The sequence below is a fragment of the Kitasatospora albolonga genome (genome assembly GCA_002082585.1).
Taxonomy (GTDB): domain Bacteria; phylum Actinomycetota; class Actinomycetes; order Streptomycetales; family Streptomycetaceae; genus Streptomyces; species Streptomyces stephensoniae.
In genome coordinates, this window is record CP020563.1 from 3,725,920 (window position 1) to 3,739,475 (window position 13,556).

The following is a 13,556-nucleotide window of genomic DNA, read 5'->3' on the forward strand; positions in this document are numbered from 1 at the left end:
CCTACCGGCACCGGGCGCGGAACACGGCGGGGGAGCCCCGGTCACCGCCCGCACGGAGGCGTTCAGGACGTTCGGGCGTTCACGTGTGCCACCTTTGCCCACAGAGACTTCTTTTCAGTCAATCTGCGCGCCGACGCAATCCGCCGAAGCCCACCGAAGAAGCCCCGCCCCGGACATTTCCCCGACCCGCACCACCCCGCCCCGCCTGCACCACCCCGCCTACGCCGTCCCGCCCCCCGGGCGCCTTCTCCGCCATCAGCGGCCCCACGATCGCGTCCAGGTCCTCCTCGGAGACCTTGCCCGAGACCGCGCCCGCGAGCTTGCCCGTACGGTCGACGAAGAGGGTGAAGGGGAGGCCCTGGGTGTTCACCAGCCCCTTGGGGAGCGTGAAGAACTGCTTGCCCGAGGGGTCGCGCAGGCTCGGGTAGTCGAGGGCGTAGTCGCTCTGGAAGGCACGGGCGGCGTCCAGGTCCGTGTTGTTGTTGACGCCCAGCACCTGGACGCCCCGGTCGCCCAGCCTGCCCTGTACGCGGTTGAGCGCGGGGGCCTCGGCGCGGCAGGGGCCGCACCAGGAGGCCCAGGCGTTGACGACGACCACCTGGCCCCGGAAGTCGGCGAGGCGCAGGGGCTTGCCGCTCAGGGAGGTCCCGGAGAAGGCGGGGGCCTCGGGGCGGTCGGCGGGCTCGATGCTCCGGTACAGCGGCTGCTCGGGCAGGGGCTGTTGCGTGCGCAGGGGCGCTTCGGAGGCGGAGCAGCCGGCGAGAACGGTCACGGCAGCCACCATCGGGAGCACCGCTCGGGAGAGCCTCTTCATGGAAATCCAGTATGGCGACGCCGTCGGACACCTGGCCGACAGGGCCCCCGGTAGGGCGCATTCCGCCCCGCCCCCACCGCGTGTCGCACCTCACGCAACGAATCGGACCGGGCCGCTATCGAGCCGCGACGGCCCGGACGGGGCCCGGCGCACGCCCTCCCGAAGGGGCCCTCAGGACACGAAAGCCCTGCTCAACTCCTCTGCGGGCACCACCCGAACGGCGGACACGGAACCCTGGACACGGAGCCGGTGACCCCGGTTTCGGCGACCGGTGGCCCCGATCGCGGCAGCCGGTCGGCGCAGACCCCCTCGCACTCCTGGGCCCAACACGTCACACTCGTAACAATCAACTGGGGAGGTCTCGGGCGTGGATGTACCGGTATGGCTCTGGGTGGCGTTCGCCGTAACGGTGGTCGTCTCCCTCACAGTCGACTTGCTTGCCCACCGCAAGGCACATGTCATCGGCTTCAAGGAAGCGGCCTGGTGGAGCGTGCTGTGGGTGACCCTCGCGCTCATCTTCGGCGGGGTCGTCTTCTATGTCCTCGGCGTGAACGCCGGGACGGAATACACCACCGCATGGCTTCTGGAGAAGAGCCTGTCGGTCGACAACCTCTTCGTCTTCGCACTGATCTTCGCCTATTTCAAGGTGCCCCGCGAATATCAGCACCGGGTGCTGTTCTTCGGCGTCATCGGCGCCCTGGTATTCCGTGCGATCTTCCTGACGGCCGGCGTCGCGGTGGTCAACCGCTTCACCTTCGTCCTGTTCCTCTTCGCGGCCATTCTCTTCTACAGCGCCTACAAGATCATCAAGGGCGAGGACGACAGCTTCGACCCGAGCAAGAGTTTCGCGGTCCGGATGCTGCGGAAGATCATGCCGGTCCGGGACGAGTACGCGGGGACGCACTTCGTCATCAAGGAGGAGGGCAAGCGGGTCGCCACCCCGCTGCTCGCGGTGGTCGCCGCGATCGAGGCGGCCGACCTGCTCTTCGCCGTCGACAGCGTGCCCGCCGTGCTGGCGGTCAGCGACGACGCCTTCATCGTCTACACCAGCAACGCGTTCGCCATCCTGGGGCTGCGGGCCCTGTACTTCCTGCTGGCGGGGCTGCTGGACCGCTTCCACTACCTGAGCAACGGCCTGGCGATCATTCTGGCCTTCATCGCCGTCAAGCTGATGCTCCAGGCGTCCCACAAGATGATCAGCACCTCCATTCCGGAGATTCCCTCGCCGGTCAGCCTGGCGGTGATCGTGGTCATCCTGACGGTCTCCATCGTTCTCAGCATCCGGCGCCCACCGCCGGAGAAGGGCGCCGAGGAAACCGGGCAGAGTGACGCCGGGGAGAGCGCGGGCAAGGCATCCGACGGAAAGCCCGCCGAGTAACCGGGCGGACCACTCGTAGAACACAGACAGGGGCCGGGCAGAGCGCGGGGAGAACCTTCCCGAAGCGCACTGCCCGGCCTTTCGTCTCCCCCCGCTCATTACCTTCATTACCTTCACCGCTTCCATCACCTCCATTACCTCCATCGCCTTCGCCACCGCCCCGAGAAGCGGCCCGGCAGGCTCTCTCCCGACGCGCGGACGGGCGGACGGCTGACTAGCGTGGCGGGTAAGGGGACCAGGACTCAGGACCGGAAGAGGGTCACTGCCATGGCTGTACAACCCGAAGGCACCCCGTGTTGGGCGGACGCCATGTTCGCCGACCTCGAAGGCGCCAAGAGCTTCTACGGTGATGTGCTCGGCTGGACGTTCGGCGAGGGCGCGCCGGAGTTCGGCGGCTACACGACGGCGTACGCGGACGGCAAGCGGGCCGGTGCCGTGTGCCCGCCGATGCCGGGCTCGGACGCCCCGTCCGCGTGGTGCCTGTATCTGGCCTCGCCGGATGCCGCCGCCACCGGCGAGAAGATCCGCGCCAACGGCGGCGAGGTGCTCGTGGAGCCCATGCAGGTCGGCGACTTCGGCACGATGCTGGTGGCCCGCGACCCCGGCGGCGCGGTCTTCGGCGTCTGGCAGGCCGACACCCACGACGGGTTCGGGACGGAGATGGGCGAGCCCGGCGGGTACTGCTGGGGCGAGGTCTTCACCCGGGACACGAAGGCGGCCGACACGTTCTTCCCCGCCGTCTTCGGGCACACGGTCCGTAAGTTCGACGACGAGTCGATGGACTTCACGATGTACGACGTCCAGGGGCAGACCGTCCTCGGCCGGATGGGGATGGGCGACGACTTCCCGCCGGACATGCCCGCGTTCCTGAACGTGTACTTCACCGTCCCGGACTGCGACGCGGCGGTGGCGAAGGCGACCGGGCGGGGCGCGGTGCTGCGGTACGGGCCGGAGGACAGCCCGTTCGGCCGGTTCGCGGCGATCTCCGACCCGCAGGGCGCGATGTTCTCCGTGATCGACGTGACGAAGACGGTGGGCGAGATGCCCGCGACGAGCCCGGCGGCCTGATCTCCGCCCACGATCCTGAGCTCCGCCCACGGCCCGGGGCTCCGCCCACGATCTCAGGCGCTCCGCTCAGGAGCATCACCGGAGGCTCCTCCCCAAAGGAGCCTCCGTACTTTTCTCCGAGAAGTCCGCACCTGCCATGGGGAATCCCCCAGAGAATGGCACATGCCAGCCCTATTGGCCTAGCGTGTCGCACATGCAGTCCTACACAATCGGTCAGGCAGCACGACTTCTCGGCGTCAGCCCCGACACCGCCCGACGCTGGGCGGACGCCGGCCGGGTCGCGACCCACCGCGACGAGACCGGCCGACGGCTGATCGACGGCCGTGCGCTGGCCGCCTTCTCGATCGAGGTCGGCCAGAGCGCCGCAGGCGAGGAGGAGACCCCGTACACCTCGGCGCGCAACGCCTTCCCGGGCATCGTCACCGCGGTGAAGCTGGGCGATGTCGCGGCCCAGGTCGAGATCCAGGCCGGGCCGCACCGGCTCGTCTCGCTCCTGACCCGGGAGGCCGTCGAGGAGCTGGGTCTGGAGGTCGGTATGCAGGCGACCGCCCGGGTGAAGTCGACCAGCGTGCACATCGACCGCACCTGACCCCGGCACCCCCGCCCGCCCCCCCCACCGGCGGCCGGGCGCCGAGCGCTGCCCGCACCACCGCGCGACCACCTCCCCCCGCCGCCACCGCACCGCGCCCCGCGCGGCCTCGTCCTGCCCGGACGGCACCCCGCCGACCGGGCCCGCAGTCCAAGGAGCCTCACCCTCATGTCTCTCCTGCTCACCCGCCGCCGTACCGCCGCCGCCGTCCTGACGGCCGCCCTCCTCGTCCCGCTCGCCGCCTGCGGCAACGACGACTCCGGCACGGACAAGGACAGCGCCTCCAGCGCGAAGCCGTCCGACAGCTCCGCGCCCGGGTCCGGCGCCCCGGCCGCGAACCTGACCGTGCTGGCCGCCGCCTCGCTGACCGATGTCTTCAAGGAGGCCGGAGCGGCGTACGAGAAGGAGAACCCGGGAACGAAGGTCACGTTCTCCTTCGCGGGCTCCCAGGAGCTGGCCGCCCAGGTCAAGCAGGGCGCCCCCGCCGACGCGCTGGTCACCGCCGACACCAAGACGATGGACGGCCTCTCCGGCGAGACCGGCACCCCCACCGTCATCGCCAGGAACCGCCTCGTCATCGCCGTCGGCGAGGGCAACCCGGAGAAGGTCGGCAGCCTCAAGGACCTCGCCGACACCAAGCTGAAGGTCGTCCTGGCCGCCCCCGAGGTGCCGGTGGGCCGCTACAGCAAGCAGATCCTCGACGCGCAGAAGATCGAGGTGAAGCCGGTCTCCCAGGAGCCCAACGTCCGCGCGGTCCTCAGCAAGGTCGAGCTGGGCGAGGCGGACGCGGGGCTCGTCTACAAGACGGACGCCGAGACGGCCCCCGACAAGGTCGACGCGATCGACATCCCGGACGCGGAGAACGCCGTCGCCTCCTACCCGGCCGCCACACTGAAGGCGTCGAAGCACAGCGAGGCCGCCGCCGCGTTCGTCGCCTGGCTCTCCACCCCGGCCGCGCAGAAGATCCTCCAGGGCGCGGGCTTCCAGCAGCCGTAACCGCACCGCCTCATCCGCCGCACCCGCCGCACCGCCGGGGGCCCGTACCGTCCTACGAGCCCCCGGCCCCGCACCTCCGAGCCAGCCGCCCCACGAGGTCACCATGAAACGACCGGCACTCCGCCGCACGCCCGGAGCCCGCGCCCCGCTCCTGCTGACGGTGCCCGCGCTGCTGGCCGTGGCGTTCCTGATGCTGCCGCTCGTCGGCATCCTGGCCCGTACCTCCTGGGGCGAACTCGGTACGCACCTCACCGCCGAGCCCACCACGCAGGCGCTCCGCCTCTCCCTCCTCGTCTCGCTCTGGTCGCTCGGCCTCTCGCTGCTGTTCGGGGTGCCGCTGGCCTGGCTGCTGGCCCGGGTGCCGTTCCCCGGCAAGGCGTTCGTGCGCTCGCTGGTGCTGCTGCCGATGGTGCTGCCGCCCACGGTCGGCGGGGTCGCGCTGCTGCTGGCGTTCGGGCGGCGCGGGCTGCTCGGACCGTGGCTGGAGGACACGTTCGGCATCACGCTCCCCTTCCACACCTCGGGGGCGGTCCTCGCGGCGACCTTCGTCGCGATGCCGTTCCTGGTCATCTCGCTGGAGGGCGCGCTCGGCGGACTGCGCCCCCGGTACGAGGAGACCGCCGCTTCGCTCGGAGCCTCTCCGGTACGGGTGTTCCTCACCGTGACCCTGCCGATGGTCGCCCCCGGGCTGATCGCCGGAGCGGCCCTCACCTGGGCGCGGGCGCTCGGCGAGTTCGGCGCCACCATCACCTTCGCCGGGAACCTCCCCGGCACCACGCAGACCCTGCCGCTCCAGGTCTATCTGCTGCTCCAGGAGTCCCCGGAGGCCGCCACCTCGGTCTCGCTGCTGCTCCTGGCCATCGCCATGATCGTGCTCATCGCGCTGCGCGGGCGCTGGACGGGCACCCCGGGCGACCACCGCGAGCGGTCCGCCCCGCGCCCGGAGGAGCCGACGGCCGGGGACGTCCGCCCGGAACCACCCGTGTACGTACGGGAGAAGGCCCCCGGCTACGACCTGGAGAAGGCCCCACGGGAGCGCTGGCCCCTGCACGCCGACGTCACCGGCTTCACCCGGCTCACCCTGGACGCGGACCCGGGCACCACCATCGCGGTCGTCGGTCCCAACGGCGCGGGCAAGACCACCCTCCTGCGCGCCCTCCTGGGCCTCACCCCCCGCGCCCACGCCGCACTGCGCCTGGGCGACAGCGACGTCACCGCCCTCCCCCCGCACCGCCGGGGGGTCGCCTGGGTCCCCCAGGACGGGGCGCTCTTCCCGCACCTGAGCGCCCTGTCCAACACGGCGTACGGGCTCCGCGCCCGTGGCGTCCCCCGTACGGAGGCCCGGCGCGCGGCGCAGGCGTGGCTGGACCGGCTCGGCGTCGGCCACCTCGCCCACCGCAGGCCCGGCCAGCTCTCCGGCGGCCAGGCCCAGCGGGTCGCCCTGGCCCGCGCGCTGGCCGCCCGCCCGCGCCTGCTGCTGCTGGACGAACCGCTCGCCGCCCTCGACCAGACGACCCGGGCCCACGTCCGGCACACCCTGCGCCGCCACCTCGCCGACTTCGGCGGGGTCTGCCTGATCGTCACGCACGACCCGGTCGAGGCGGTCTCGCTGGCCGACCGGGTCCTGGTCCTGGACGGCGGCCGGGTCCTCCAGGACGAGCCGCCCGCCGAGGTGACCCGCCACCCGCGCTCGCCCTGGGTGGCCCGGATGCTCGGCCGCAACGCCTGGCCCGGCACCGCCACCGCCGACGGCCTGGACCTGGCGGGCGGCGGCCGTCTCGTGGTCGCCGAACCCCTCCCCCCGGGCACGGAGGCCCTCGCGGTCATCGCCCCCGAAGCCGTCTCCGTACACCGCGAGAAGCCCACCGGCTCCCCCCGCAACGTCTGGCCCGGCACGGTCCGCGAGATCACCTCGGGCGGCAGCAGGCTGCGCCTCCTCATCACCTCCGACCGGGCGCCGGACCTGGTCGCGGAGATCACCCCGCAGGCGGCGGCCGAGCTGCGCATCGCGGACGGCACCGAGGTCTGGACGGGCGTGAAGGCGACCGAGGTGACGGTGGTCCCGCTCTGAGCCGACGCATGGCACGCGCCCCGGCGGGAACCAGGACTCGGGAACCAGAACAACTGCCGTACGCGTACTCAGGTACGACAGATCCGAGAGACGGGGCACCCATGGCACTGTTCGGCAACGCGCACACCATCAACCCGGCCACCGCCCAGCAGGACTACGAGCGCCTCCTCGGCCAGGGCGAGCAGGTGCACGCCGCGTTCCTGCTGATCCGCGACACGATCCTGTTCACGGACCGTCGGCTGATCCTCGTCGACAAGCAGGGCATCACCGGCAAGAAGGTCGAGTACCACTCCGTGCCGTACCGCAGCATCACGCACTTCGCGGTGGAGACGGCCGGGACGTTCGATCTGGACGCGGAGCTGAAGATCTGGATCTCGGGCAGCTCCACCCCGCTCCAGAAGACGTTCACCAAGGGCGTCGACATCTACGAGGTCCAGGCGATACTGACGCAGTTCGTGGCGCGGTGACCTGAGAAAGCCCCGGAAGCCTCAGAAGGACGGGCGCAGCCGCGAGGAGGCCGCGTGGCCCGGGGCGGCGGCGCGCTGCCGGGCCACGCGCTCCCGCAGCTCGGGCAGCAGTCCGTAGAGCACATCGCCCGGGCAGCGGGTCTCGTAGCTGTCGCGGTGGCCGGAGATGACGTTCAGCCGGGCCACCTGGCCCTCGTCGAAGCGGCTCTCGGCGTTCGTGGAGACCAGCTCGACGGTGGCGAGCGGGTCGACGCCGGGCCGCAGCTTCCAGGCGGTGAGCTCCACCAGCGCGTCCATCATCGGCTTCGGCACCTCGGTCCCCTCGCCGAAGGTCCCGATCGCGGCGATGCCGACCGTGTCGGCGTTGAACCCCTTGGTGTGGGCGCCGAGCACCGAGCGGGCCACGCCGCCCGCCCGGCCCTCGTAGATGGTGCCGCAGCGGTCGACGAGGAAGTTGTAGCCGATGTCGTCCCAGCCGTCCTTCCGGACGTGGTCGGCCTGGACGGCCCGGATCAGCTCGGGGGCGTCCGCGCAGTCGTAGTCGTTGGGGTTGCCGGTGTGGTGGATGAAGACCGCCTTCGCCGCGCCCGTGTAGTGCGGGCGCTCCCGGACCAGATCCTCGTCCGCCCGCCACTCCTGGCGGCTCACGACGGCGGGCTGCGGCAGTCCCCGGGGCGGCCTCGGGCCGGTGGCCAGCTCCGGCTGCTGCTCACGGGGCGCCGGTCCGTCCTGGAACACCAGGAGGACCAGAAGCAGCAGCAGGGTGCCCAGGGTGATTCGGCGGGACCACATGGACTCCACCCTGCGCCCTGACCTCGGCCTTCGCAGGAGGGCGGGCCGATCGGGTGACCCCTGCCCGGCGCGGTCGTTTCGTCCGGAATGCGCACCGGGGGCGGTGTTCTTACGATGAGATCCGGATCATCCGCCGCGCCCTGCGGCGGGCCCGCCCGGATCGAGGAACCATGGCCCACGACCGTACGCAGGACGCATCCGCGGTCAGCCTGAAACCGAACGCCATCGGGTTCGTCGACGCCCTCGTCATCGGCCTCAACGCGACCTCCCCCGCCTACTCCCTGGCCGCCGTGATCGGCCCGATCGTGGCCCTGGTGGGGATCTACGCCCCGGGCGTCATGTTCGCCTCCTTCGTCCCGATGCTGCTGATCGCCTCGGCGTTCTACTACCTCAACAAGGTGGACCAGGACTGCGGTACGACGTTCTCCTGGGTGACCCGGGCGATGGGCCCGTGGGCCGGGTGGCTCGGCGGCTGGGCGATCACCATGACCGGCGTGCTGGTGGTCGGTTCGCTGGCCGATGTGGCGGTGAGCTTCACCCTGCTGGCGGTGGGTCTGGACGGCTGGGTGGCCAACGACTTCGTGCGCCAGCTGCTGACCGTGCTGCTGATCATCGTGATGACCGGGCTCTGTGTGATCGGCACCGAGCTGTCGGCCAAGGTCCAGAACGCGCTGATCCTGCTCCAGGTCGCGTTCCTGCTGGTTTTCGTCGCGGTGGCGCTCTACCGGGTGTACGCGGGCACCACCGGCTTCGACTCCATCGAACCCTCGGCGAGCTGGCTCAACCCGTTCGGCGCCGGTGGGGCCGCGCTGACCGGCGGGCTGCTGCTCGGGGTGTTCATCTACTGGGGCTGGGAGTCGGCGGTCAACCTCACCGAGGAGACCGAGGACTCCGCGAGCGCGCCGGGGAAGGCGGGCCTGTGGTCCACGGTGGTGCTCCTGGTGACCTACCTGTCGGTGGCGATCGCGGTGGTCGCCTTCGCGGGGACGGCGTTCCTGGCGGAGAACGCGGGCGAGGAGGAGTTCATCTTCGCGCAGCTCGCCGGGGACGTGCTGGGCGGCTGGGACTGGATTCTGCTGCTGGCCGTCGCCACCTCCGCCATCGCCTCCACCCAGACCACGATCATCCCGGCGTCCCGGACCGCCCTGTCGATGGCCCGGCGTCAGGCGCTGCCCCAGCACTTCGGTCACATCAGCCCCCGGTTCCGTACCCCGGACGTCAGCACGTGGTGGGTCGCGGGCATCGCCATCGCCTGGTACCTGATCGTCAACCAGATCTCCACCAACGCCCTCTTCGACTCCCTCACCGCGCTCTCCCTCCTGATCGCCTTCTACTACGCCCTCACCGGGGTGGCCTGCGCCGTCTACTACCGGCGCCATCTGACCGAGAGCGTGCGCAACTTCGTCCTCATCGGCCTGGGTCCTGTGGTCGGTGCCGGACTGCTGGCCTGGCTGCTGGTGCGCTCGGTGATGGACATGTCCGACCCGGCCAACTCCTACAGCGGCACCTCCTGGTTCGGCCTCGGCCCGCCGCTGGTCATCGGCATCGTGATCTCCCTCGTCGGCGTGATCCTCATGGTGGTGTGGCGGCTGCGGGACGCGGTGTTCTGGCAGGAGCGGCCGTCGGTCGCCGACCCGGAACTGGTGCACGCCACGGTCGCGAAGTCCACCGGCGGGAAGTCCAGTGGCGGGAAGTCCGGTGCCGGGAAGCCCACCGGGGGTGGGTCCGCCGACGGCAGGTCCGCCGACGGTGATTCAGCCGACGGGAAGGAGCGCTGACATGTCGGTCGTCCTCGGTTACGACGAGTCCCCCGGCGCCGCCCGCGCCCTGCGCATCGCGATCGAGGTGGCGGCGGCGTACGGCGAGGAGCTGGTGCTCGTCTACGGCGCCGCCGCCCCGGGCCTGCGCGACGGGGCCGAGTACCGCAGCCACTACGACGCCATCCGGCAGGCCGGCCGCACCGGTCTGGAGCACGCACTCACAGCGGCCGAGGCAGCAAACGTACCGGCGAGCGTGGAGGTGCTGGACGAGAGCCCCGCACAGGCCCTCCTGGAGGCCGCCGAACGGCACGGCGCCCGGGTCATCGTCGTCGGCACCTGGGGCGAGAGCCCGATGCGCGGGGCCCTCCTCGGCTCCACCCCGCACAAGCTGCTCCACATGTCCCCGATCCCGGTGCTGTGCGTCCCGACGGAGGAGGACGCGCCCTAGCTCCTCCGCGTGAAGCTCCCGGGGCCCGGTGCGGGGCCCCTGAGCGCTCCGGAGACCCTCCGCACGGCCCCCGGGCGCTCCGGCCCTCACCACGCCTCCCCGCTCTCCGCCGCCCGGCCCGGCGCCGCCGCCCCCGTACCGCCCTCCTCCCTCCGCAGCAGCCGGAACGCCAGCAGCGGGAACGTCAGCACCGACAGCATCGCGGCGGCGACCAGGGCCGCGGCCTCCCCCGCGCCGATCACCTTCTCGTCCAGGCCGATCGCGGTGATCGCCACCACCAGCGGCAGACACGTGGAGGAGAACAGCGCGAGCGCGGACCGGGGAGCGCGCCCGGTCAGGTCGCGCGGGGCCAGCAGATACGCCGGTACGCCCCGGACCAGCAGGAACAGCAGCAGAAAGACCGGCAGGAGCAGCAGCGGACGGCCCCCGTCCAGAAGCGCCGCGAGGTCGAAGTCGATACCGGTCACGATGTAGAAGAACGGGACCAGGAAGCCGAAGCCGATGGCCTCGATCCGCCCCAGGATCTCCCCGCTGCGCTCGGGCACCGCCCCCTGGAGGACCAGCCGGGTCAGCATCCCGGCGGCGAACGCGCCGAGCAGGGTGTCCAGGCCGAACACATGGGCCAGCCCCAGCATCCCGGCGAGCAGCAGCATCACGAAGCGGACGGCGAACTGGCCGCTGCTGTGCAAGGTCTGGGCGATGATCCGGGCGAACCACGGGGGCCTCGGCCGCATCGCCCAGAGCACCGCGCCCACCGTGAGGGCCGCGAACACCGCCAGGACCGCGCTCGCCGCCCCCGGGCTCCGCCCGCTGAACAGCAGGGCCATCGCGATGATCGGCCCGAACTCGCCGACCGAACCGAACGCCATCACCACCGACCCGAACCTCCCCTCCAGCCGCCCCGCGTCCCGCAGGATCGGCAGCACCGCCCCCAGGGCCGTACTGGTGAGCGCGGTGCCGATGACCAGGCTCTTCGCCAGGTCCCCGCCGCTGAGCAGCAGGGCGATCCCGAGCCCGGCGGCGAACGAGCAGATCCAGGCCCCACCGGCCCGGCGCAGGGTGGGGCCGCGGACCTCGGCGAACCGGATCTCGTACCCCGCGAGGAAGATCAGCATCGAGAGGCCGAGGTCGGACAGGGCGTCGATGACCTGGTCGTGGTGGGCCCAGCCGAGCACATGGGGTCCGACCAGGATGCCGAGCACGATCTCGAAGATGACGACGGGGACGGACAGCCACCGCCCGGTCGCATAGCCGAGCAGCGGGGCGAGAACCGCCAGGGCCATGATCAGGACGAGGGTCCCGGGATGCTCCATCGCTCGTGTATAGCAAGGCACGTCCAGGAATCAGCCGATATGACACCTTGTCACCATTCCTTCCCACAAAGCCCGGTCGACCCGGTCGGCTCGGTCAGCCCAGTCGGCTCGGTCAGTTCGGGCAGCCGGTCAGCCGGTCAGCCAGTCAGCCAGTCAGCCAGTCAGCCGGTCAGCCGGTCAGCCCAGTCGGCTCGGTCAGTTCGGGCAGTGTGTGTCCCGGGCGGGCCGTGCCCCGGTCACCAGGAAGTCGCTGACCACCCGGTCCCCGCAGGCGTTGCCGCTGCCCAGATACATCCCGTGGCCGCCCTGTCCGACCGTCACCATGCGGGCCCGCTCCCCGAGCGCCGCCCGCATCTTCAGGGCCCCGGCCAGCGGGGTGGACGGATCGCGCAGGCTCTGGATCATCAGGATGTTCGAGGGGCCCTCGTCGGTCATCCGGGTGGGCCTCGGCTCCTCGTCGTACGTCCAGAAGGCGCACGGCGTGATGTTCACGGGCATCCCGGCCGTCAGCGGATGCCGCGCCCGGTCGGCGGCGACCCGGCGGGCGTACCCGGAGGCCGGCCCCGGCCAGCGCACGTCGTTGCAGACCGCCGCGACCGTCATCGACGCGTCCTCGTCCGGCAGCGGACCGGCCAGCTCCGGCGGAAGAACCGGGCGGCCCCGCGGGTCCTGGGCCTCCTTCACCAGCCGGGCCAGCCGGGGGAACGCGGCATCGCTGTACAGGGCGTTCTGGAGCGCCTGCCGTAGCAGGTTCCCGGTGAGCGGGGCGGACGGCACGTCCGAGGCCCTGGGGTGCCGGTCCAACTGCCGTGCCAGCGCCAGGAACAGCGGCTGTACGTCACCGGGGCGCCGGGCCAGCCGGAGCCCCTCGGCCTCCCGGGCCGGGTCCGCAGCCCAGGCCGCGAAGTCGGGGAAGCGCTCGGCGGCGCCCGGCGCCATGTTGGCCAGCCAGCCGTACGCCACCCGCCCCGGGTCCGGGTCGCCGGTGCTGTCCAGGACCAGGCGGTCGACCCGGTCCGGATGCCGCTGCGCGTACACCGCGCCGACATAACTCCCGTACGAGGAGCCCCAGAGCGACACCTTCCGCTCACCCAGCGCGCCGCGCAGCCGGTCCAGGTCGCGCACCTCGTTCTCCGTGGTGAAGGACCGCAGCACCGGGCCCCCGTTACGGGCGCAGAGCTCGGCCGTGCGGCGGGAGCGCTCGGTGTTGGCCGCTGTCGAGCCGTCCGGCGCGGGCCAGGACCGCAGCGTCACCAGATGCCGGTCGGCCGCCGGAATGCCGCAGCCCGCCCGGACGGAGGAGCCGACCCCGCGCGGGTCCAGGCTGACCAGGTCGTACGCCCCCTCGGTCGCCGCCCGCAGCGCCTCGCCCTTCTGCGCCAGGCGCTGCACCCCGGAGGAGCCGGGCCCGCCGGGGATCACGAACAGCGTGCCCCGCCGGGCGTCCGGCCGGTCGGTGCGCAGCCGGGCGACGGCCACCTCGACCGTGCGGCCCCCGGGGTCGCCGTAGTCCAACGGGACCCGCAGCACGGCACACTCCTGCCCGCCCGCCGGGACCGGCGCCCCGGCGGGCTGCTCACAGGGACGCCAGACGAGCGGGGACGAGGACATGAGCGAGGGCGGAGACATGGCCGGGGACGTGAACGAGGGCGGAGACGTGCCCGGGGACATGAGCGAGGACGGAGGCGCGAGCGGGGGCGCGGCGCGGCCCGCCGGGCTGCCGTGTGCGACCGGCGTCACGGCGGCGGTCAGCGTGGCGGCCGCCGCGGCGGCGGAGAGGGTGAACAGGAGTGCTCTACGGGTCCAATGCGTCATGGAACAAGCCTGGTTGACCCGAGCCCCGCCGCCCATCCGGGAGGC

The 13,556-nt window shown here is 72.0% G+C and carries 12 protein-coding genes; 8 read left to right on the forward strand and 4 right to left on the reverse strand.

Annotation, left to right across the window (positions count from 1 at the left end):
* Positions 1–118: 118 nt before the first annotated feature.
* The gene (locus B7C62_16135) at positions 119–814 is read right to left on the reverse strand and encodes a redoxin (protein ARF73617.1); all 696 of its coding nucleotides are present in this window, start codon (positions 812–814) and stop codon (positions 119–121) included.
* Positions 815–1,181: 367 nt separating this feature from the next.
* Here B7C62_16135 and B7C62_16140 point away from each other — a divergent pair, with 367 nt between their 5' ends.
* The 6 genes from B7C62_16140 (at position 1,182) to B7C62_16165 (ending at position 7,383) form a co-directional block, all read left to right on the forward strand.
* Positions 1,182–2,192: a tellurium resistance protein TerC gene (locus B7C62_16140; GenBank protein ARF73618.1), complete on the forward strand. Its 1,011-nt coding sequence runs from the start codon at positions 1,182–1,184 to the stop codon at positions 2,190–2,192.
* A gap of 267 nt (positions 2,193–2,459) precedes the next feature.
* Entirely contained in the window at positions 2,460–3,260 is an 801-nt protein-coding gene (locus B7C62_16145) for a hydrolase (GenBank protein ARF73619.1), read from the forward strand.
* Between the two features lie 193 nt (positions 3,261–3,453).
* Complete coding sequence (locus B7C62_16150; protein ID ARF73620.1) at positions 3,454–3,849, forward strand: MerR family transcriptional regulator; 396 nt, start codon at positions 3,454–3,456, stop codon at positions 3,847–3,849.
* A 168-nt stretch (positions 3,850–4,017) separates the two neighbouring features.
* Entirely contained in the window at positions 4,018–4,845 is an 828-nt protein-coding gene (locus tag B7C62_16155; protein ID ARF73621.1) for a molybdate ABC transporter substrate-binding protein, read from the forward strand.
* Positions 4,846–4,948: 103 nt separating this feature from the next.
* The gene (locus B7C62_16160; GenBank protein ARF73622.1) at positions 4,949–6,916 is read left to right on the forward strand and encodes a molybdenum ABC transporter permease subunit; all 1,968 of its coding nucleotides are present in this window, start codon (positions 4,949–4,951) and stop codon (positions 6,914–6,916) included.
* 101 nt (positions 6,917–7,017) lie between these two features.
* Complete coding sequence (locus B7C62_16165) at positions 7,018–7,383, forward strand: cytoplasmic protein (GenBank protein ARF73623.1); 366 nt, start codon at positions 7,018–7,020, stop codon at positions 7,381–7,383.
* 21 nt (positions 7,384–7,404) lie between these two features.
* Here B7C62_16165 and B7C62_16170 read toward each other — a convergent pair whose 3' ends face one another.
* Positions 7,405–8,175 (reverse strand): N-acetylmuramoyl-L-alanine amidase, encoded by a 771-nt coding sequence (locus tag B7C62_16170; protein ID ARF73624.1) that lies wholly within the window; start codon positions 8,173–8,175, stop codon positions 7,405–7,407.
* Between the two features lie 170 nt (positions 8,176–8,345).
* Between B7C62_16170 and B7C62_16175 the strand changes: the two genes are divergently transcribed.
* Complete coding sequence (locus B7C62_16175) at positions 8,346–9,953, forward strand: amino acid transporter (protein ARF73625.1); 1,608 nt, start codon at positions 8,346–8,348, stop codon at positions 9,951–9,953.
* Between the two features lies 1 nt (position 9,954).
* Entirely contained in the window at positions 9,955–10,383 is a 429-nt protein-coding gene (locus B7C62_16180) for a universal stress protein (protein ID ARF73626.1), read from the forward strand.
* Between the two features lie 86 nt (positions 10,384–10,469).
* Here the strand turns inward: B7C62_16180 and B7C62_16185 are convergent, their stop codons facing one another.
* Entirely contained in the window at positions 10,470–11,696 is a 1,227-nt protein-coding gene (locus B7C62_16185; protein ARF73627.1) for a cation/H(+) antiporter, read from the reverse strand.
* Between the two features lie 195 nt (positions 11,697–11,891).
* A complete protein-coding gene (locus B7C62_16190; protein ARF73628.1) occupies positions 11,892–13,511 on the reverse strand; it encodes a hypothetical protein in 1,620 nt (539 codons plus the stop codon).
* Positions 13,512–13,556 lie beyond the last annotated feature (45 nt).

Bases quoted from the DNA above. Each gene is read 5' to 3' on its own strand.
- B7C62_16135 (ARF73617.1), bottom strand. From the start codon at position 814: ATGAAGAGGCTCTCCCGAGCGGTGCTCCCGATGGTGGCTGCCGTGACC.
- B7C62_16170 (ARF73624.1), bottom strand. From the start codon at position 8,175: ATGTGGTCCCGCCGAATCACCCTGGGCACCCTGCTGCTGCTTCTGGTC.
- B7C62_16180 (ARF73626.1), top strand. From the start codon at position 9,955: ATGTCGGTCGTCCTCGGTTACGACGAGTCCCCCGGCGCCGCCCGCGCC.
- B7C62_16165 (ARF73623.1), top strand. From the start codon at position 7,018: ATGGCACTGTTCGGCAACGCGCACACCATCAACCCGGCCACCGCCCAG.
- B7C62_16175 (ARF73625.1), top strand. From the start codon at position 8,346: ATGGCCCACGACCGTACGCAGGACGCATCCGCGGTCAGCCTGAAACCG.
- B7C62_16160 (ARF73622.1), top strand. From the start codon at position 4,949: ATGAAACGACCGGCACTCCGCCGCACGCCCGGAGCCCGCGCCCCGCTC.
- B7C62_16150 (ARF73620.1), top strand. From the start codon at position 3,454: ATGCAGTCCTACACAATCGGTCAGGCAGCACGACTTCTCGGCGTCAGC.
- B7C62_16145 (ARF73619.1), top strand. From the start codon at position 2,460: ATGGCTGTACAACCCGAAGGCACCCCGTGTTGGGCGGACGCCATGTTC.
- B7C62_16190 (ARF73628.1), bottom strand. From the start codon at position 13,511: ATGACGCATTGGACCCGTAGAGCACTCCTGTTCACCCTCTCCGCCGCC.
- B7C62_16185 (ARF73627.1), bottom strand. From the start codon at position 11,696: ATGGAGCATCCCGGGACCCTCGTCCTGATCATGGCCCTGGCGGTTCTC.
- B7C62_16155 (ARF73621.1), top strand. From the start codon at position 4,018: ATGTCTCTCCTGCTCACCCGCCGCCGTACCGCCGCCGCCGTCCTGACG.